The sequence below is a fragment of the Howardella ureilytica genome (assembly GCF_054657495.1).
Genome location: NZ_BAAHYP010000003.1, coordinates 49465 through 70678, shown reverse-complemented (window position 1 = coordinate 70678; position 21214 = coordinate 49465). Strand labels below are relative to the sequence as shown.

19 protein-coding genes, 1 pseudogene and 1 riboswitch are annotated in these 21214 nt (G+C 40.3%); of the genes and pseudogenes, 18 read left to right on the top strand and 2 right to left on the bottom strand.

Going from position 1 to position 21214, the window contains the following annotated elements; genetic code table 11:
• The first annotated feature begins 65 nt into the window (after positions 1–65).
• The 4 genes from ACYQ1N_RS02350 to pflB all read left to right on the top strand — a co-directional run bounded on the left by ACYQ1N_RS02350 (position 66) and on the right by pflB (position 4987).
• Positions 66–989, top strand: a complete 924-nt coding sequence (locus ACYQ1N_RS02350; RefSeq protein ID WP_459832280.1) for a hypothetical protein — start codon at positions 66–68, stop codon at positions 987–989.
• A 220-nt stretch (positions 990–1209) separates the two neighbouring features.
• The gene (locus ACYQ1N_RS02345; RefSeq protein WP_459832278.1) at positions 1210–1749 is read left to right on the top strand and encodes a glutathione peroxidase; all 540 of its coding nucleotides are present in this window, start codon (positions 1210–1212) and stop codon (positions 1747–1749) included.
• 128 nt (positions 1750–1877) lie between these two features.
• A riboswitch (ZMP/ZTP riboswitch) is annotated at positions 1878–1960 on the top strand.
• 42 nt (positions 1961–2002) lie between these two features.
• Positions 2003–2722: a pyruvate formate-lyase-activating protein gene (pflA, locus tag ACYQ1N_RS02340; RefSeq protein ID WP_459832276.1), complete on the top strand. Its 720-nt coding sequence runs from the start codon at positions 2003–2005 to the stop codon at positions 2720–2722.
• Between the two features lie 21 nt (positions 2723–2743).
• Entirely contained in the window at positions 2744–4987 is a 2244-nt protein-coding gene (gene pflB / locus ACYQ1N_RS02335) for a formate C-acetyltransferase (protein WP_459832274.1), read from the top strand.
• A 254-nt stretch (positions 4988–5241) separates the two neighbouring features.
• On the opposite strand, the gene ACYQ1N_RS02330 is transcribed toward pflB, so the two are convergent.
• The gene (locus tag ACYQ1N_RS02330; protein WP_459832271.1) at positions 5242–6750 is read right to left on the bottom strand and encodes an adaptor protein MecA; all 1509 of its coding nucleotides are present in this window, start codon (positions 6748–6750) and stop codon (positions 5242–5244) included.
• Between the two features lie 679 nt (positions 6751–7429).
• Between ACYQ1N_RS02330 and ACYQ1N_RS02325 the strand changes: the two genes are divergently transcribed.
• The 11 genes and pseudogenes from ACYQ1N_RS02325 to ACYQ1N_RS02275 all read left to right on the top strand — a co-directional run bounded on the left by ACYQ1N_RS02325 (position 7430) and on the right by ACYQ1N_RS02275 (position 19244).
• Entirely contained in the window at positions 7430–9175 is a 1746-nt protein-coding gene (locus ACYQ1N_RS02325) for a glycosyl hydrolase family 18 protein (RefSeq protein ID WP_459832269.1), read from the top strand.
• Positions 9172–10347: an L-threonylcarbamoyladenylate synthase gene (locus ACYQ1N_RS02320; protein ID WP_459832266.1), complete on the top strand. Its 1176-nt coding sequence runs from the start codon at positions 9172–9174 to the stop codon at positions 10345–10347. Before ACYQ1N_RS02325 ends, ACYQ1N_RS02320 begins: the two co-directional genes overlap by 4 nt.
• Positions 10344–10820 (top strand): arsenate reductase/protein-tyrosine-phosphatase family protein, encoded by a 477-nt coding sequence (locus tag ACYQ1N_RS02315; RefSeq protein ID WP_459832263.1) that lies wholly within the window; start codon positions 10344–10346, stop codon positions 10818–10820. The genes ACYQ1N_RS02320 and ACYQ1N_RS02315 overlap by 4 nt, the downstream gene beginning before the upstream one ends.
• On the top strand, positions 10817–11248 hold the full coding sequence (rpiB, locus tag ACYQ1N_RS02310; protein WP_459832261.1) for a ribose 5-phosphate isomerase B: 432 nt from the start codon (positions 10817–10819) through the stop codon (positions 11246–11248). Before ACYQ1N_RS02315 ends, rpiB begins: the two co-directional genes overlap by 4 nt.
• Complete coding sequence (locus ACYQ1N_RS02305) at positions 11241–11726, top strand: deoxycytidylate deaminase (protein WP_459832430.1); 486 nt, start codon at positions 11241–11243, stop codon at positions 11724–11726. The genes rpiB and ACYQ1N_RS02305 overlap by 8 nt, the downstream gene beginning before the upstream one ends.
• A 13-nt stretch (positions 11727–11739) precedes the next feature.
• Positions 11740–12174 (top strand): hypothetical protein, encoded by a 435-nt coding sequence (locus ACYQ1N_RS02300; protein WP_459832258.1) that lies wholly within the window; start codon positions 11740–11742, stop codon positions 12172–12174.
• Positions 12158–14245 carry a hypothetical protein gene (locus tag ACYQ1N_RS02295; protein WP_459832256.1) on the top strand — a complete coding sequence of 696 codons (2088 nt, stop codon included), beginning with the start codon at positions 12158–12160 and terminating at the stop codon, positions 14243–14245. The genes ACYQ1N_RS02300 and ACYQ1N_RS02295 overlap by 17 nt, the downstream gene beginning before the upstream one ends.
• A 21-nt stretch (positions 14246–14266) precedes the next feature.
• Entirely contained in the window at positions 14267–17119 is a 2853-nt protein-coding gene (uvrA, locus tag ACYQ1N_RS02290; protein ID WP_459832254.1) for an excinuclease ABC subunit UvrA, read from the top strand.
• Positions 17120–17367: 248 nt separating this feature from the next.
• Positions 17368–18288: pseudogene (gene guaA / locus ACYQ1N_RS02285) on the top strand (glutamine-hydrolyzing GMP synthase); the annotation flags it as partial.
• Positions 18289–18583: 295 nt separating this feature from the next.
• The gene (locus ACYQ1N_RS02280; RefSeq protein ID WP_027421677.1) at positions 18584–18799 is read left to right on the top strand and encodes a helix-turn-helix domain-containing protein; all 216 of its coding nucleotides are present in this window, start codon (positions 18584–18586) and stop codon (positions 18797–18799) included.
• Positions 18786–19244, top strand: coding sequence for a hypothetical protein (locus ACYQ1N_RS02275; protein ID WP_459832251.1), 459 nt, complete (start codon positions 18786–18788; stop codon positions 19242–19244). Before ACYQ1N_RS02280 ends, ACYQ1N_RS02275 begins: the two co-directional genes overlap by 14 nt.
• Positions 19245–19297: 53 nt before the next feature.
• Here ACYQ1N_RS02275 and ACYQ1N_RS02270 read toward each other — a convergent pair whose 3' ends face one another.
• Positions 19298–19924, bottom strand: a complete 627-nt coding sequence (locus ACYQ1N_RS02270) for a restriction endonuclease subunit S (RefSeq protein WP_459832249.1) — start codon at positions 19922–19924, stop codon at positions 19298–19300.
• Here ACYQ1N_RS02270 and ACYQ1N_RS02265 point away from each other — a divergent pair.
• From ACYQ1N_RS02265 to ACYQ1N_RS02255, 3 genes are read left to right on the top strand one after another with little or no spacing between them, the layout of a single operon-like run.
• The gene (locus tag ACYQ1N_RS02265; protein WP_459832246.1) at positions 19909–20115 is read left to right on the top strand and encodes a DNA-binding protein; all 207 of its coding nucleotides are present in this window, start codon (positions 19909–19911) and stop codon (positions 20113–20115) included. The genes ACYQ1N_RS02270 and ACYQ1N_RS02265 overlap by 16 nt on opposite strands.
• Before the next feature lie 24 nt (positions 20116–20139).
• Positions 20140–20970, top strand: a complete 831-nt coding sequence (locus ACYQ1N_RS02260; protein WP_459832243.1) for a GIY-YIG nuclease family protein — start codon at positions 20140–20142, stop codon at positions 20968–20970.
• A gap of 12 nt (positions 20971–20982) precedes the next feature.
• On the top strand, positions 20983–21195 hold the full coding sequence (locus tag ACYQ1N_RS02255) for a hypothetical protein (protein ID WP_249302645.1): 213 nt from the start codon (positions 20983–20985) through the stop codon (positions 21193–21195).
• Positions 21196–21214: the final 19 nt, after the last annotated feature.

Below are 21214 nucleotides of genomic sequence, written 5' to 3'. Positions count from 1 at the left end.
ATTACCGATAATGACCGTAGAGGGCGGGTCAGCTTCGTATGACAGGATTCGGAAGTAGGTTTGATATGAGAAAATACATACCCGCACTTTTTACCGTGCTTATTATTGTGGCAATGGTTGGCACATCGGAACTGATACATGAGAAAGAAGTTATCTTTCCTGAGATAGCGGCCATTGCTGTCGGCGCAATGCTTGCACCAAAATTTACATGGAATACAAGTAAGCTTAGAATATTTATTTTTATTATGCTTGCGGCGGCAATCGGAATGCTTATAGTATTTATCGGACCCGGACCGCTGTGGCTTCAGATGATAATAGCTTTTTCCGTAAGTCAGCTGCTTCTTGCATATTCAGGGACAAGTTTTGCGCCCATGGCTTCGGCCGTTGTTCTGCCGGTTATGCTGCAAACGAGAACGCCGATATATCTTTTATCCGCTTTTATTTTTACCGTTGGAATATTGCTGCTTCGCATTGTTTTGGAAAGGCTTAACATACGGGAGCCTGTTACCTATAACAGATTGGGTAAACCGGAAGGCAAAGAAGAATGGCTTTTTATTTTGAAAAAGATTGCGGCATCATCAGCAATGATTATCGCAGCGGTTTTGCTCGGTTGGCCCTTTGCTGTTGCTCCTCCGATACTTGTTGCGTTTACGGAATTTGCGGAGAAATCTTCAAAAGCACGAAGAAAACCCGTTAAGGTTGTAATTTTGATATCTGTATGCGCTGCGGTCGGGGCAATGTCAAGATATTTATTCACAATGACATTAGGGCTTCCGCTGACATTGGCGGCACTTATTGCGGCAGTTGTTATTATTGCAATTATATACGGTTTCGGCATGTTTGTTCCTCCGGCGGGAGCCATGGGAATACTTGCCATGCTTGTGCCGGAAGAGGTTGTGCTTTTTTATCCGGTTATGTCTCTTGTCGGAACGGGAATATTTATGGTTCTTGCCAAAGCATTTTTCAAGAAAAAGAAAAAGGCGGATTAAAATAATATATTAGAATATTTTCAAAACGGATGAATGTAATGCGGTTTTGTCGGTTATCTATGTGGCAATGATTATTTGTTTCACATGACAATTAATGAAATTCGCTTGCAATTTCATCCGTTTTGTATATAATAAAGTACATAATATATTTTACACAACACTATTTTGCGAAATCAATTATTTCAGATATAAACATGAATTTATTTAAAGGAGTACGAATATGAATATTTATGATTTTACCGTTAAAGCTCAGGACGGAAGTGATGTATCATTGGCAGATTACAAGGGCAAGCTCTTACTTGTGGTAAATACTGCAACCGAATGCGGACTTACACCTCAATATGCGCCTTTGCAGAAGATTTATGAAGAATTTAAAGATCAGGGATTCGAGATACTTGACTTTCCTTGCAACCAGTTTTTAGGTCAGGCTCCGGGAACCGACAGTGAGATTAATGCATTCTGTACAGGTCGCTTCGGAATTACGTTCCCACAGTTTTCAAAGGTGGAAGTAAACGGCGAGAATTCGGCTCCTTTATTTAAGTGGCTTAGGGAAAATACGGAATTCGGAGGCCTTGACGATTCTCCTCTCGGCGTTGCCATCGCTGCCGAAGCGGAGAAAATGGACAGTGATTATAAGAACAACAGCAACATTAAGTGGAATTTCACAAAGTTCTTAATTGACAGAGAAGGCAACATCGTTAAGAGATTTGAACCTACGGATATTGACAATGTAGCTGATGAAATTAAAAAGCATATTTAATATATTTTGAAGATATATTTACATTAAATTACATACAATCAGAGCACTTTTGATGTTTTTATTCACACAGGTTATTCAAATTTTATATAAATCAATGATTGACAGTTAAAATTCTTAGTGCTACGATAACACCATCATATGACTGACGGATTTGTGGAGAGTACCACATGGAGTATGATCGTGATTTAAGCCGACCGTCTGGGCAAAAAAGCCCGGACTGCGTCGGCTTTTTTTATTGTTTGGAGGATAGGTTTTGGGTTTTATTCATTCTGTTGAATCAATGGGACTTGTTGACGGACCGGGGATACGTACCGTTATATTTCTTCAGGGATGTCCATTAAGATGTGTATATTGTCACAATCCCGACACATGGAAGATATGTGATAAAAACTCGGATGAGTTTACTCCCGAAGAACTTTTGAGCAAAATTCTCAGATTTAAATCTTACTACGGAGCCGAAGGAGGAGTTACATTTTCCGGAGGAGAGCCGTTGATTCAGGGGGATTTTCTTAAGGAATGCCTGAGATTGTGTAAAGAGAACGGGATTAACACATGCATAGACACTTCCGGGGCGGGCAACGGTGATTATGAAGATATTTTAAAATATACGGATTTGATTTTGTTCGACGTGAAACATTTTACAAGAGACGGATACAGGAATATAACCGGTGCGGAGATTGATAAAGCCGAAGAATTCCTTAATGTCTCTCAGAGGTTAAATGTTCCGCTTTGGATAAGGCATGTGGTTGTACCGGGATTAACGGACGGAGACGAACATTTTAAAGAATTGGAAAAATATCTTGAGAATATAAACAACATCAGAAAAGTGGAACTTCTGCCGTACCATGAACTGGGTGTTCACAAGTATAAAGAAATGAATATACCCTACGGACTTGAAAATATTTCTGCATTGGATCCGAATGATATTGCGGAATGGAATGAAAGACTTAATAGAACCTGTATTAAAAGATAATCATATTTTGGAGGTACTCAAATGAGCATTGATGTAAACTGCAGCGCATGGAGCGGATTCAGAACCGGCGAATGGAGACATTTGGTTAATGTAAGTAACTTTATTCAGAAGAATTATACGCCATACACGGGAGACGATTCTTTCCTCGCTCCGATTTCCGAAAAGACATCTAAGGTCTGGGCAAAAGCAAGGGATCTTATTGTGGAAGAAGTGAAAAAGGGAATCATCGATGTTGAAGTTGATGCCGTATCCGGAATTGATAATTTTGAGCCGGGTTTTATCGACAAGGAAAATGAAGTAATAGTAGGTCTTCAGACAGACCAACCTCTTAAACGTATCGTAAACTTATACGGAGGACTTCGTACCGCAAAGTCTGCGCTCGAGCAGTACGGATATGAACTTAATCCTGAGATTGAGAAACATTTTAAATTATACAGAAAGACTCACAACGAGGGTGTATTTGATGCTTATCCGAAGCGCACAAGACTTGCAAGAACAGCAGGCCTTCTTACGGGACTTCCGGATGCTTACGGCAGAGGCCGTCTTGTCGGTGATTACAGAAGAGTTGCGCTGTACGGAACGGATTTCTTAATTGAAGAAAAGCAGAAAGATCTGGATATTCTTGACGGTCCAATGACAGACGAAAGAATAAGACTTCGCGAAGAGGTTCAAATGCAGATTCGCGCTCTTAAGGAAATGACAAGCATGGCGGCAAAATACGGCTGCGACATAACGGCTCCGGCAGAAAATGCAAAAGAGGCCGTACAGCACTTATATATGGCTTATCTTGCGGGCATTAAGGAGAATAACGGCGCAGCAACAAGCCTTGGCCGTACTTCAACATTCCTTGACATCTATATCCAGAGAGATCTTGAAAGAGGACTGATTACGGAGGATGAAGCTCAGGAATTAATCGATCAGTTTGTAATTAAGCTCCGTTTGGTTCGTCATCTTCGTACGCCTGAATACAATGAATTGTTCGGCGGAGATCCTACATGGGTTACGGAGTCCATCGGAGGTATGGGGGTAGACGGAAGAACACTCGTAACCAAGAATTCTTTTCGAATCCTTCATACCCTTACTAATTTGGGTACGGCGCCGGAACCTAATCTTACAGTTCTTTGGAGCCAAAATCTTCCTGAAAACTTCAAAAGATACTGTTCCGAAATGAGTATCAAAACAGACTCAATACAGTATGAAAACGACGATATTATGCGACCTATGTACGGAGACGACTATTGTATCTCATGCTGCGTATCGGCAATGGCCGTAGGTAAGCAGATGCAGTTCTTCGGAGCCAGAGCAAATCTCGCAAAGAGTCTGCTTTATGCCATTAACGGAGGCGTGGATGAAATTAAGGACATAAAAGTTGTTCCGGATATTGAAAAGGATAACGATGAAATACTTGATTTCTCAAAGGTTATTACTAATTATAAGAAGGTATTGTCGTATGTTGCGGAATTATATGTTGATACAATAAACATAATTCATTACATGCATGATAAATATGCATACGAAAGCAGTCATATGGCCCTGCATGATACTTTTGTGGAAAGAATCGCAGCATTTGGCGTTGCCGGGCTATCAATAGCCGTAGACTCACTTTCAGCAATTAAGTTCGGAAAGGTGAAACCGATTAGAAATGAAGAGGGAATAGCCGTAGACTTCGAAGTATTGGGAGATTTCCCTAAGTACGGAAATGACGATGACAGAGTAGACGATATGGCAGTTGAAATAGTTTCATATTTCTCTGCAGAGTTAAAGAAACATCCTATGTACAGAGATGCAAAGCATACACTTTCCGCACTTACGATTACAAGCAACGTAATGTACGGCAAGAAAACGGGATCAACTCCGGACGGCAGAAAGGCGGGAGAGGCATTTGCTCCTGGAGCTAATCCTATGCACGGCAGAGATATGAACGGTGCACTTGCATCACTTAACTCAGTTGCAAAGATTCCTTACAGAAACGTATGTCAGGACGGTGTATCAAATACATTTTCCATTGTCCCTAATGCGCTTGGCAAAACGGACAGTGACAGAACAGCAAATCTTGTTTCAATCCTTGACGGTTATTTCGTTCAGGGAGCTCATCATCTCAATGTAAATGTGTTAAACAGGCAACTTCTTCAGGACGCCATGGAGCATCCGGAAGAATATCCTACACTTACAATCAGGGTATCAGGCTATGCGGTAAACTTCAGCAGACTCAGCAAAGAGCAGCAGCTTGAAGTAATAAAGAGAACATTCCACGATGCAATCTGATACGGAAAACATTAAAACATAACCTCAATAAAAACGAAAAGCCCGTTACATGTAAAACGGCAAAATATGATTAACAGCAGTAAAAACAGGGTTCAAAACCGTTAATCAAAATTAATAAGTAAAAATATAAGTAAAAATATAAGTAAAAAAGCAGGACGGCGGTACAATGTTTCACGTGAAACATTGTACCGCCGTCCTGTATTCGGGCGACAATCTGCGGGAAATCATGAATCATTGATCTAAAATTCCGTATTTCATAAATCACCGCTTATTATTTCAACAGCATCATCCTCAATAAGGGTTTCACAGTGTTCCCGAATATACGGTATCTGGAGTTTATCCGAATGAAGAAGCGTGCCGTCTCTCATAAGAGCGGCAATACAACTGTTGAATGCCGAAATGTCAGGCGCCGATGCCGATAATATAAGAATATATTTATTTCTGGGCGTAAGGTACAGCGAGCTTGAAAATCTTGTCTTATCCCATGAATTAAGCCTTTTTATGGCATTTTCAATATCCTTGATCGAATTGAATTTGCCGCCTACCGTCTTTTTGTAATTACTCTCTTTAAGCTCTTCCATTTTATTCTTCATAAAATCAATTTTATCAAGAGCCGAATCTGATGAATTTAATACGGTTCCAAGTTCGTCTCCGATATTTTCCAGGAAATCAAGATAATCTCCCAGTCTTATATCGCCGTCGGTTTCATCGAGTAATTCATTCGGAATACTTTCTCTTAATCTTGAAAATGTCTCTTTGAAATTGGATGTTATTGAGGAAGTATCGTATTCCTCCTGCTCGCTTTCAGGTTTTTGAAGTTCGGAAAGAGCGTCCTCCGCTGCCTGATTCGGATTTACGTTATTTAAGCGGTCGTCGTCATAAAGGCTGTTCAAAGAGAAAGAGCGGAAGGAGTTATCGGAAAACATGTCGGAGTAGTTGTTTTCGTTATTTTCGATAAAGTCTGTCCCGTCATTTTTATTTATATAATCTGAATTCCCGGTATCTGTTGTATCGGTACCGTTCACATCATCGTTAAGTGAATCGTTTATGGCTGTTTTATTCACACTGCCGGTAATTGAGCCGGTTACGTTGAAATTATTAACGTCAGCGGAAGATAATCCGGCGGCACCGGGAATAAACAGACCCGGAGTTGAAAAATTCACTATATTTCGGGAATGTTCATTTACGGCATCTTCATATCTTTTTCTTGCTTCGGCATCGGAGTTAATGTATTTTACGACCTCGCTTGCTATATATCCCTTTGCGGATGACAATTCCTCAGTCAGATACAATTCGATATCTTCTCTTGATATATACTCTTTTATGATATTTATAAAATCGGTCTTGAAATATTTATCTGAATCTTCTGACAGCGAGTCGGACAAAAATGAGACAACAAGTTCAAATATTAATCTCTGCTTCAGCTTTTCGACACTGTCTGAAAGATATTCGGTAACTTCGCTTAAAACCCGGTTAAGATAATTATATGCACCTGCCGTTGAACTGTTTAATGAATATCTTAATGTCGCTCCGTTGTATTCCGGAGTAAGATCTATATATTCAACGCATTGAACGGGAAGATTATATTCTTTTGCAATTTCATCGCGAACCCTAAGCGTCAAATCAAAAAAATTCTGTACGGCTTTATCTTTGAGCTTTTCATCGGTAACCGCATCTTCGTTTACGTTTAAACCGTATTCTTCAAGTTCGGAGCTGTTGAGAAAGCAGGTAACTTCGTTTTCTGATATTTTATTGATTTTCATATATGCACCTTTATAAGATAGTATAATGTTTTAATATAGTTATATTATTATAAGACTTTTTTGTATTGTATGCTTGTCTTTTTATTAATATAATTAAATCCCGACGGATTTCCCCTTTCTCCGTCGGGATTATGCGATAGGAAATCACATTATAAGTGATAATTAACAGGTGCGAGCAGCCATCTTTTCACAAATAATTAATCAAATAAATTAAAACTTCAAAATGTGTCATTATATTACTGAATACGATTATAAGTTGGGAATATGGTTTATTAAGGAATATAATTATTATTGAATATGTGAACAGATTAATGTCTTTAGATCGGTATCTGCAATTTATTGTATTAATAAACGGCAGATAAATATTTTTAAATTAAAAAGGGTATGAATGTCGCATAATACCGACATTTATAAAATGATAAACATAAATGGGGATACATCACCTCCGGTGATGACTGCCTGTTTGTAATTTACCACAATCGAACAAATTTTTCAATAACTTTATTTATGGTATACTTAACATAAATCGTAAATATTAAAATACATTTAAAATAAATTAATTCAACGTGAAATAATGCGCCTTATTATGTGACTTGCATAATAAAGCGTCAGACATATCAAAACGAAAATAACACATATTAAAACTAAAAAACACGGAATAATATATTTGGAGAGCGTCATGGGTGACAGATACAGAACCGGCGGAAAATACAAAAAAAACGGCAAAAAGAAAGTTATCATAGGCATGGTTTCCGCAGCGGCGGCCGTTATAGCCGTTGTCGCGGTGTTTTTTGCGCTTAAAGGAAACAATAATGAGAGGATGGATCCGGTTAAATATTTTAAACAGAATATTAACGGAGAAAATGAGACAATATTAGTGTCTGAAGGTAATACGGATGACAGTTTAAGAGGACTTAAAAAGAACGGTACGATTTATATTCCGCAAAAATATGTGGCGGATAATATTGATTCAAGGTTTTATTACGATTCGGAATCATCCTCGGTGCTTTACACCGACGGGGTAGGGACAATGGTCCTTGCTCCGGGAAAGACGGAATATAAAACCACGAACGGTGAATCAAAAAATGCCGATACAGCTCCGGTTATGGAAGAAAACGGAACAATATATATAGATATGGCGTTTATCAAGCCTTATGTGGACGGAACACTTGAGAGCTTTGACAACCCAAACAGAGTTGTTTATCTCAAGGGAGACACATCATCGGAGGTTAAGTCAGACGATGTTGTAAGATATTATGCGGGTCCGAAGAGTGACATATTGACAAACGTATCATCCGGAGACAGAGTTGTAAGGCTTGAAGAAGAGGGAAATTATACAAAGGTTCAAACTAAAGACGGATTTCAGGGATATATAAGAACTTCGTCTTTGGGAGATGCCGAAAACGCACCGATTAAGAGAGCGGATATTGACAGAAATAATCCTCACAAGAAGTTTGACGGAAATATAAGCCTCGGATTTGTGCAAGTTACAAACGATGCGGCAAACAACAATGTATTATCAACGGTAAACGATACAAAGGGAGCCGTAAATGTAGCAGCTCCCACATGGTATGCATATGCCGACAGCAACGGAACGATAAGTGATTTATCATACGAGGCGGTGGTAAGCTCACTTCACGATTCAAATGTTCAGGTGTGGCCTGTCGTAAGTGATTTTAAGTATGATGTTGACGTGGAGAAGCTGTTAAGCTCCAAGAGACTCAGACAGAGAATGATAAACCGTCTGGTGTCGGATGCGGTGGACATGAACTATGACGGTATAAATATTGATTTTGAAAAAATAACAAGTTCAAGCAGTGACGATTATCTCCAATTTATCAGAGAATTATCATTGGAACTGAGAAAGAACGGTAAATATCTGTCCGTAGACGTCTATCCGATAGAAATCTATAATGCATTTTATAATCCGGAAGAAATAGGCAATTATGCGGATTATCTTGTGGTTATGAACTATGACGAGCACTATAGCGGTTCCGAAGAAGCCGGTCCAGTATCATCAATGGGATTCGTAAAGAGAAATCTTGAAAGACTGAGTCAGCACGTTTCTTCAGAGCAAATAATAAACGCTCTTCCTCTTTATACGAGACTTTGGAAGGAAAGCAACGGCAAGTTAAGCAGCGATGCCGTAAGCATGGTTGAATCACAGTCGATAGTTAAAGAGTCTGGAGCTTCTCCGGTATATGACAGCGATGCGGGAAGCAACTATATAGAATATAAAGACAATTCGGGAGCCACATGTAAAATGTGGATAGAAGACAAGGATACTTTGGGAAAGAAGATAGATTTGACGAAAGATAACAACGGCGGAGGCAACACCAACGTGGCATATTGGAGACTGGGTCTTGAAGATGAAAGCGTATGGCAGGTTGTAGGTGAAAAGCTCTTCTCTTGGGGTAATCAATGATGGATACAATATATGAGAAAATCACGGACGATGATAATAAAAATGACGAAATAATCAACAGAGCGGCGGATATTCTGAAGAATGGCGGACTTGTTGCGTTCCCGACGGAAACGGTTTACGGAATAGGCGGGGATGCATTAAACCCGGAAAGCAGCAGAAAGATATACAAGGCCAAGGGCAGACCGAGCGATAATCCCCTTATAGTACATATAGGAAACAGGAATCAGATAGACGGCATTGCGGAAGAGTTCCCGGAGAAAGCGGAATTGCTTGCGGAAAGATTCTGGCCGGGACCGCTTACCATGGTATTAAAGAAAAAGTCATGTGTACCGCCTGAAACAACGGGAGGACTTGAAACCGTCGCAGTCAGAATGCCTGCCCATAAAGTTGCGAAAAAGCTCCTTTCGTCAGGCATATACATAGCTGCTCCCAGCGCCAACACATCGGGCAAGCCAAGTCCGACAAAGGCAGGATACGTATATGAAGATCTAAACGGCAGGATTGACATGATCATTGAAGACGATACGGTAAATATCGGGGTTGAATCCACAATCATAGATATGACAAAGGATGTACCCGTGTTGCTTCGTCCGGGACATATAAGTCGGGAAGACATAGAGGAAATAATAGGGCATATAGATGTGGATAAGACCATAGCCGGAGTCGATAATTATAAGAAAGTCGATAAAAACACAAGGCCTCTCGCTCCCGGAATGATGTACAGGCATTATGCGCCGGATGCCTCGCTTGTCCTTGTGGATTCGGATAACAAGGGCGGCCTGTCCGTGGCGGAGAATATTGTAAAGCTTTCCCTGGCGGACGCTGCCCGTAATAAAAAAACGGTTATATTGACTACGGATGAGAATACGAATGTTTACAGGAAACTGATATCGGAAGCAAATGTGCCGGAGAATGGAGTTTTGTTCATAAAATGCGGTGAATTTATCAAAACTTTATCAGATATTAGTAACAATATTTTGATTTATGTTGTATCATTAGGAAATAGGAGTGATCTCTCGAGTATAGAACACAACCTGTTTACGGCGCTCAGATTATGCAATGACATAGAAGCCGGGAGTATATACTCGGAGACATTTGACACAGATAATCAGGGATTGGCCGTTATGAATCGTTTGATTAAGGCGGCAGGGGATAAAATAATTAAAGTATGAATGTAATTAACAGAATTGTATTCGTAAGTGAAACGGACACGGATATAGGGCCCATGGCTGTTACAATTCTTGAAAAGCTGCTTGATTTAAAAGAGAGAAAGCTTATTGTGGAATCGAGAGGTTTAATAGTTTTGTTTCCCGAGCCATGTAATTCCAAGGCCGTTACTGTTGCCAGGGAAAGACTTATGGATATGCCGAGCCATTTTTCAAGACAATTGACGGAGTCGGATTTTTCGGAGGATACGGTTGTTCTGACTGTTAATAAGGATGAGAAGGATCGAATATATCGGGACTTTGAAAATGCAATTAATGTTTTTACACTTTCGGAATATGCCAGAGTTCCGGAAAAAGAAATTCCTAATCCGATAGGTAAAGATGAAGATGAATACAGGCTGTGTTTTGACGAATTATACAGCGTTGTATTCAAAGTTGCGAGTGAATTAAATGAAGCAGACAAGAAGGAGAAGTCATGATTATAGCAATAGGAAGCGATCACGGTGGTCTTAAATTAAAAACGGAAATAGTTAATCATCTCAAAGAGAGAGGATTTGAAGTGTCGGATAAGGGATGCAACTCGTTTGACTCATGCGATTATCCGGATTATGCGGCGGCGGTAACGGATGCGGTGGTCGGAAAAGAAGCCGATTTGGGTATCCTTGTATGCGGTACCGGAATAGGAATGTCAATGGCTGCCAACAAGGTGCACGGAATAAGAGCCGCACTTTGCGGAGACTGTTTCAGTGCACAGGCAACAAAAGAACATAACAATGCCAATGTATTATGTCTCGGAGAAAGAGTTACCGGTCCGGGGCTTGCATTAAAAATTGTGGATATATTTGTTGATACTCCGTTTTCAAATGAAGACAGACATATTAGAAGGATAGATAAGTTTGATAAGTGATAAGAGATCGGATTACATTACATGGGACGAATATTTTATGGGTGTTGCCAAGCTGTCTGCACTCAGGTCGAAAGACCCGCATACACAGGTCGGAGCATGTATAGTAAGCGATGACAATAAGATATTGTCCATGGGTTACAACGGGCTTCCCATAGGTTGTTCCGATGATGATTTCCCATGGGTAAGAGAAGGTGCGCCTTTGGAAAATAAATATTTATATACCGCTCACAGCGAACTTAATGCCATTCTTAATTACAGGGGCGGCAATCTGGAAGGGGCCAAGATTTATGTTACGCTGTTTCCGTGCAATGAATGCACAAAGGCAATCATTCAGGCGGGAATAAAAACAATAGTATATGAGAGAGACCTGTATCCGGATTCGGATTCCGTTATTGCGGCAAAGAGAATGCTCGACGCGGCAAAGGTCAGATATTATATGTATAACGGTTCCGGCAGAAAAATAAACATGGAATTGTGATTAGGAGGACATTTTGAATATTCGTGACAGACTTGCAAATATTAATTCGGTTCTTCCGATACTTGTATTTGCCGAACTTATATATTTGGCGGCAGGGGAAATAATCATATTATTTACTCCGCTTGATAAGCTTACATGTATGATCGGGTTTGCCATCGGAGTAGGACTTGCAATGTTTTCATCCATACAAAATGCCGTGATGTTAAACAGGACCGTAACTGCGGAAAAGGTCACAAGGAGCGGCGTTGTATGGGGATACATAATCAGACTTGCAGTGTTTGGAGCGGTCGTGGCCATAGCTTTCTTTACGCGGTTTGCCGATCCGGTTGCAATTCTGATCGGACTTTTGTCCGTACAGGCAGGCGTATATTTTGTACCGTTTGTTAAAGGAAGATCCGCTGATAAGAATAAAACAGATGAGAATAAAATAGATGAGAAGAAGCTATAAAAGTTTATATAGAAGGATGAACAAAGGACAGGGTAAGAACGGCAAAAGAAAGTCGGTCTTACTGGTCCTTATTTTAATTATTGCGGCCGTTGCGGTGACTGCGATATTTTTATTTAAAAGCAACATTATTAATTTTGCAAGAAAAGACGGAATAGTTGCGGTTGCGGGAGAAGTGAACATTGAAACCGCCGAAAGGAACCCCACGGTTACCTTTAAAACCGCCAAGGGAAACGTTTACAACAAAATAACCGGCGTATCGGGAAATGATTTTACGTTTGAAAAGGACATAAATACATATTCGCCGCTTGATACCGACAGAAAGCAGCGCATAAGTATAGATGTTGATAAGAACAGCATAAAAAGTATTTCATATGAGGTGAGAAAGATATCAGACGGATCCCTTATGGAGAAGACCGATGTCTCATATACTTCAAACGGCGGAAATACGGATGCGGAGCTGAATATAAAGAATCTGCTCAATCCCAATGAAAAGTATCAGCTGCAAATAAGGGTGGAATATACGGATAAAACGCTTTATTATAATACTCTTATCGAAAACAGAGGTTCGGCATACCTTGATGAAAAAATAGCGTTTGTCAATTCCTTTAGCGACAATATATATGATTCCGCGAAGGAAAAAGAGGTCTTTTCATATCTTGCACCCAAATCGGGAGTTGATATAACAAATTATGCCGTGGCGGACATATTTTCGCCTACATCGCTTGTTACGTGGAATACTTTAAATCCTAAAAAAGTTTCACGTGAAACACCGACAGTGATTGGCGTGGATGACAATTCGACAAGGATGACCATGAGTTATCCCATATCCTTAACGGGATCGGACGGCAAGGAAAAGAGAATTGTGGTAAATGAGTCATATACGGTAAGGATGATGGCAAACGGTAAGGTAAATCTTATTAACTATCAGAGAAGAGCCGAAGAAACATTACTTCCGGACTCGGTAAGCGTAAGCAATAACTCTTTGCTTTTAGGATTTAATTATTCGTCGGAGGTTGAAGGAAGTTCAAGCCGAAACGGCAGATTTACCGCATTTAAAAACGGCGGAAATCTGTGGCTTGCGGATAACGGAGGAAAGCTGAGCGAAATATTTACATTTGACGTAAATGAATCAAATAACAGTGATTTGAATACCACCATAAAGGTTGACGATAAGGGATATATACAGAGCTGTGAAAGATCATACGGAATAAATATAATAAATGTCACGGATGACGGAAAGGTTACGTTTGCCGTATACGGTACGCAAATGGCGGGAGAACACGCCGGCGAAACGGGTATTGCGTTATTTAATTATGACGGCAGTGTGCTGAAAGAGGTTGTATTCGTTAAATCAAACGCAAACTTAAACGAATTGAAAGTGCAGGCGGAATCAAGTTATTTAAATGATAATAACCTGTACTATGTAGTATCGGGAAACACCATGTACGCAATTAATACCGACAGCCATAACTCCGACGCAGTACTGACCGACATTCAGGATGGTAAGTTTTCGGCAAGCGGAGACAGATCCGTTATAGCATACGACGGAGCCAAAAACGGTTCGGGGTATGTAACCGAAATTAAACTGTATAACCGGAACAGGGAAACGGCAAATACGGTTACGGCGGGAGAAGGCGAAACCGTAAAAACAATAGGATATATAGGCAGCGATTTCGTATACGGAGTAGCGGATGTATCCGATATAATAGATGACAAGGTATATTTTAAGAAATTTATAATTATTGACGCCGAAGGCAATCAGGTAACTTCTTATGAAAGTAACGGTATGAGATATGCCGACCCTGTCATAAGTGCCAACGACCTGTCCTTTGACAGGTATAATAAAAACGGCAATACATATAATAAAATCGATAATAATAAACTGATTGGAAAAAACATGGCGGGAAGTGCCGGATATACCGTATCATTTGACGCCGGAAACGCGTCAAATACATACAGAAAGCAGCTGTATATGACATTTACCAACGGATTAAACTTCAGCGGCAACGCAGACGCCGTTAAAAAATGGAAATACATGCAACCGGACACTGCCGTATTAAATAATAAATAATCACATTACTGCGAGGTGAATATGTCGGATAAATCGGAAAAAGGTAAGTTTAAGAATTATATAAAAATCAGAGGAGCGTCGGAGCATAATCTTAAAAATGTGGATGTTGACATCCCGAGAGACGCGTTAGTGGTTCTTACCGGACTTTCGGGTTCCGGAAAGAGCTCTCTTGCGTTTGATACGGTATATGCAGAGGGGCAGAGAAGATACATGGAATCGCTGTCTTCATACGCAAGACAATTCCTCGGTCAAATGGAGAAGCCTAAGGTAGAGTCAATAGAGGGACTGTCTCCTGCCATATCAATCGATCAAAAATCAACCAACAGAAATCCCCGTTCAACCGTGGGTACCGTGACCGAAATATATGATTATCTCAGACTGCTTTATGCAAGAATCGGTATTCCGCACTGTCCTAAATGCGGAAGAAAAGTGGAAAAACAGACAGTAGATCAGATGGTGGACGAGATTATGGCTCTTCCGGAGAGAACAAAGATACAGATTCTTGCGCCGGTGGTGTCGGGGAGAAAGGGAGAGCATCAGAAAGTATTTGAATCTGCACGAAAGTCCGGATTTGTAAGAGTTATTGCAGACGGAATACAGTACGACCTCAGCGATGAGATAAAGCTTGATAAAAACAAAAAGCACAACATTGATATAGTTGTGGACAGACTTATTATCAAAGAAGGACTTGAAAAGCGATTGACGGATTCAGCGGAGACCGCTCTTAAACTCGCAAACGGCGTAATGGATGTGGATGTTGCGGATTCAGATAAATTGAAATTCTCTCAGAGCTTTGCATGCGCAAATTGCGGAATAAGCATAGATGAAATAGAGCCGAGAAGCTTTTCGTTTAATAATCCTTTCGGAGCATGTCCGGACTGTTTCGGTCTCGGTTTTAAAATGGAATTTGATGAAGACCTTCTCATTCCGGATAAGAATTTAAGTATAAGCGAGGGTGCGATTGCGGCAATGGGATGGCAGTCCGCAACGGATAAAAAAAGCTTCTCCGGCGCAATACTTGCAGCATTGGCGGAAGAATACGGATTCAGCCTTGAAACTCCGTATAAGGATTATCCCGACTCCGTAAAGAATATTATTATTAACGGAACGGGAGGAAAAGCCGTAAAAGTAAAATATCAGGGACAGAGAGGATTCGGAATATATGACATTAAGTTCGAAGGCCTGATAAGAAATATGGAGCAGCGGTACAGAGAAACCGCCTCCGATACGATGAAACAGCAATATGAAACATTTATGAGAATCACGCCGTGTAAATCATGTAAGGGGCAGAGATTAAAACCGAGTTCATTGGCCGTAACCGTTGCGGATAAGAACATATATGAAATGACGACGCTTCCGATAGAGGATTTGGCGGCCTTTATAAAGAGTATAAATTTTTCGGAAAGGGAGCTGTCAATCGGCGAAGAAATCATAAAAGAGATAAATGCCAGACTTGACTTCCTGATAAATGTGGGGCTGGATTATTTATCACTTTCAAGATCGGCGGGGACTCTCTCCGGGGGCGAGGCTCAGAGAATCAGACTTGCAACACAAATTGGTTCGGGACTTGTGGGAGTTGCATATATACTGGATGAACCGAGTATAGGTCTCCATCAGAGAGATAATGATAAGTTAATAGGCACACTTACGCATCTTAGGGACCTTGGCAATTCCGTTATTGTGGTTGAACATGACGAAGATACCATGTATGCGGCGGACTGGATAGTGGATATCGGTCCCGGAGCGGGAGAACACGGGGGAGAAGTTGTTGCGGAGGGAACGGCAGAGGATATAAAGAAAAACAAAAACTCCGTTACAGGCGCATATTTAAGCGGCAGACTTGCAATCCCGATTCCGGATAAAAGAAGAGAGCCAGCCGGCTTTATAAGCATTAAAGGAGCCAAAGAAAATAATCTTAAAAACATAAATGTTGACATTCCTCTCGGCGTTATGACATGCGTAACAGGCGTATCGGGCTCGGGCAAAAGTTCTCTTGTAAATCAGATATTATATAAGGCGCTTGCAAAAAGCCTTAACAGAGCGTATACGATTCCGGGAAAATATAAAGAAATCATAGGTACGGAAAATCTCGATAAGGTTATAAATATCGACCAGTCCCCTATAGGAAGGACACCGAGATCCAATCCTGCCACATATACGGGAATATTTGACATAATAAGAGATCTTTTTGCGGCTACCACAGAGGCGAAGGAACGAGGATATAAAAAAGGCAGATTCAGTTTTAATGTTAAAGGCGGAAGATGCGAGGCATGCTCCGGTGACGGAATAATCAAAATAGAGATGCACTTTCTGCCGGACGTATATGTTCCGTGTGAAGTATGCCACGGAAAAAGATATAACAGAGAAACCCTTGAAGTTAAGTACAAGGGTAAAACAATTCATGATGTGTTGAACATGACGGCTGAAGAGGCTCTCGAATTCTTTGAAAATGTTCCTTCATTGAAGAAAAGAATAGAAACTATAAATGAAGTGGGTCTCGGATACATAAGACTCGGGCAGTCTTCCACCGAACTTTCGGGAGGTGAGGCACAGAGGATGAAGCTGGCGGCGGAATTGGCAAAGAAGAGCACCGGAAAAACAATATATATATTGGATGAGCCTACAACGGGACTGCACTTTGCGGATGTTCACAAACTGACGGATATATTGCAAAAACTTACGGACGGCGGAAATACGGTTGTGGTAATCGAACACAATCTGGATGTGATAAAAACGGCGGACTATATTATTGATATGGGTCCGGAAGGCGGAAGTAAGGGAGGCACCGTGGTATGCGCGGGAACGCCGGAGGAAGTGGTAAAGGAACCTGAGAGTTATACGGGTAAATATTTGAAAAAATATTTAACACGATAACGGTTTTAAAAATGCTTACAGCAGTAAATTAAATAAGAGCATTTAGGCATATGTTTATGTGCAGATGTGCAATTGAATGATTTTGCAATATAATATTATGTTATAAAAAATCTTGCAAAAAATTAAATTAGTTGTTAGATTTATAAAGCAAAGAAACAGGAGATTTGACAACAATAGGAGGAACACAAATGTCAATCGTAAGACCGGATGATATGGAAAGAATCAATACGCCTGAACTGGCAAAAAAGTTTATCGAAGAGCAGGTAGTTAAGATTAAAGAGCAGGTTGGAGACGGTAAGGTGCTTCTTGCCCTCTCGGGCGGAGTTGACTCATCGGTTGTGGCCGCGCTTTTAATTAAGGCAATTGGCAAAAATCTTGTATGTGTTCACGTTAATCACGGACTTCTCAGAAAAGGGGAGCCTGAGCAGGTAATAAATGTATTCGGAAAAGAATTAAACGCAAATCTCGTATATGTTGACGCGACAGACCGATTTCTTGACAAGTTAAAGGACGTTGCCGATCCTGAGGAGAAGAGAAAGATAATCGGAAATGAATTTATTGAAGTATTTGCCGAAGAGGCAAAGAAGCAGGAAGGTATCCAATTCCTTGCACAGGGCACTATTTATCCCGACATTCTTGAAAGTGACGGAATAAAATCACATCACAATGTGGGGGGACTTCCGGAAGAACTTAATTTTGAACTCGTTGAGCCGGTGGCACTTCTCTATAAAGATGAAGTAAGAACGGTCGGTAAGGAACTCGGACTTCCCGATTCAATGGTATTCCGTCAGCCGTTCCCGGGACCGGGACTCGGCGTTCGCTGTCTCGGTGCGATTACAAGAGACAGATTGGAAGCCGTAAGAGAATCAGATGCCATTCTCAGAGAAGAGTTTGCAGCAGCCGGCCTCGAAGGCAAGGTATGGCAGTATTTTACGGTTGTGCCTGATTTCTATTCGGTAGGTATAACGAAGGACGGCAAGAGAAGCGACGCGTGGCCTGTAATTATCAGAGCTGTTAATACAACGGACGCCATGCAGGCTTCCATAGAGAGAATCGATTATGACGTGTTGGATAAGATAACTCAAAGAATTACTTCCGAGGTTGAAGGTGTTAACAGAGTATTGTATGACATAACACCGAAGCCAACGGGAACGATTGAGTGGGAATAAACCTAGAGTGGCTTAGAGGTTGGTATAACAAATCAAGTATTTTCAAGGCTTGGAATCATGTTAAGAAAACATGATTTCAGGCCTTTTTTGTGTCGTGATACGATTATGATACTGTTTTTCTCAGAAAAAACTGTATCGGAATTATTCCAGAATAAAGTCCAAATCTGTTTTTCATCTTTTATTTTTCACAAATTATAAAATTTCAAACTTTTTTGCTCTCATTTAGTAATGGGGATTTTTTCAACCCAAATGTATTACGTAACAGGAAATAGTACGTAAGCGGAGGGCAAAAGATATGTTTGAATGCAGAACGTTTATATCAGTAAAAGAGATCTGTCAGGTATTGAGTGTTTCCGAATCAAAGTCATATGCAATCGTTCGTGACTTAAATAAGGAACTTTCTGATAAAGGCTACATGGTAATTCCGGGTAGAGTAAGCAGAAAGTATTTCGAAGAAAGATTCTACGGAGTTGATTCATTTGAAAAGGAGGATGAAGATGGCAGTTTATAAAGATAAGAAGAGAGGCACTTGGTATGTGTCGTTGTATTACACCGACTGGACGGACAAGCATGAAAAGTTTGAAAGGAATTATGTGTTCCCTTTTATTAATATAGTTCCGGCGATTGTTTGGAGTATTCCGATTCATCAAAAACTATTTCCGGAAGCTGGATTTTGGATAGTGGCAATATATATGGTCGTGTTTATTGCTCTATATCTGTATGTGAGTTTAAAACCGGTTATTGCAGCTGCGCCGTGTGTTGCCGGAGTGCTGATTTATACACTAACAGCATGGATACCGCTGAATCATATTGGAAACAATGTGGTGAGAATCATTTTAAAAGGAATAGCTCTGATTATCGTTGTTCTGGTTGAGTTTGCTGTCTGGATCGATGCAACGCTGCCGTGGTTACAGGAAAAAACGTATAAACCGTCGATTAGAAGAGTGGATGAATAGAATATGGAAGATGTAGGAGATACCAGTACTGTTGAGTGCTGGTATTTTTACTTTCACTGATGAAGGGTGATAAGGTTATCGAGGTTCGAAAATGTATCAGCAATTTCCTCTTGCTCTTTCAAATCTTTCGGCAATCTGATTTCAACTGATGATAACGATTTTTGACTCACGCCTTTTGCTGTTCCGCCACTAGAAAGTGCTGTCAGATATGCAAATACAGTTGGTGTTCGTAGAACAGTAGCAAGGAAGTTTTCTGTCAAAAGATTATCTTTAACATCAAGTGCTATGACTCGCTGGCTAAGTATATAACGCCTATTATCAGGCACTTGCGCAACATTTCCCATTGGAGCTTCTGTGGTAAAAAGAACCTGTCCTTTATGTAGTTCATTACCAGTCATCCACTTATCGTACAGCTCCTGATTCCCATAATGAACATCCTGATTGAAGTCTATATATCCGTCTTTGACATTAAGAGCAGATAGCGCCAAATAGCCTTCTTCGCTCCAATCCATTCCTAGTTTTTTTGGAGTTCTGCCTCTAAAATCTGTGATATTTTGAATACAATCAAGTAACTTACGCTGTTCCCAAGAATGTGTTTGATTTTGTTCGCATTTGAGAATATAAATAGAATAACTATTAATTACAACATATAGGTGGAGAATGTATGGAATATAAATCAATTCGAGAAATGGCGGATGAATGGGGAATATCCAAAAGGCGTATACAGGTGCTATGCTCGGGAAACAGAATCGAAGGCACAGTAAGAATAGGTTATTCGTGGGCAATTCCAGCAGATGCCAATAAGCCTGAAGATGCAAGAATAAAGAGTGGAAAATACAGAAAAAACAAGAAGAATGATGACAAATCATAATTGGTTTATAGGAGGGATTACAAGATGTATGGAAAAGCTATTGAACTCTTTCTTGTAAATGGCTCAGCAGATAGTTTGACAACAGCGGAATTATCAAATTGGAATGGAAAAGCCATTAAGATACCAAGAACGGAGATTACAGGTTGTGACCGGGATGACATCAAAGGTGTCGGGGTTTACTTCCTTATGTGCCAGGAAGATGACGGTGCAGATTCTGTATATATCGGAGAGGCAGAAAATGTATTAGACAGACTCACTCAGCATCTTAGAGATTATCAGTTCGGCAAAGAAAAGTATTACTGGAATACGGCGGTAATTTTTGTTGGTCGAGACTTGAATAAAGCCTTGATCCGATATTTAGAGAATCGTTTTGTTGAGATTGCCAAGGACTGTGGCAGATATTCGATTCTGACAAAGAATACATATAAGAACACGGTACTGAAGGAAGCTCAGATTGCCACAATGGAAGAGTTTATTGATAACGTGAAGATTCTTATCAATACCCTTGGATATAAGGTGCTTGTTCCTGTTCCGAGGGCTACGGATGATACGGTTTACTTATATTGCAAGGGCACGGAGGCAAATGCAAAAGGATTTGTAAGCACTGGTGGTTTTACAGTTCTGTCCGGATCGAAAATATCCGATCATACAGTGCCGTCTTTAGAGACAAAGGGAAAAGGATATTTTAATCTGAGAAATACTCTTATCAAAGAAGAAGTGATAAAGGATGGGGTATTCCAAAAGGATTATGAGTTTAGTGCTCCATCCGCTGCATCGGCTGTAATACTTGGACATACATCAAATGGTAATGTTGATTGGAAAACCGAGAACGGAACGAAATTAAAAGATTTGTAGGAGATGTTTAGATTGAAGTATATAGTAAAGAAAATCATGGAACCGGATTACGGTTGTGAGGAGCGTCCGGATGATTATGTGGCTATGGACAAAGTCTTATTAAGAGATGAAAACGGGTCTGAAATTGATATGGAGATTGCTGATAAAGAATTATACAGTAAAGATATCAATGAAGGAGATTGGGTATATTTTGATCTAAACAATCAGATTTTTAAAGAGCAATAACTTTTGGTCCAATGGACCA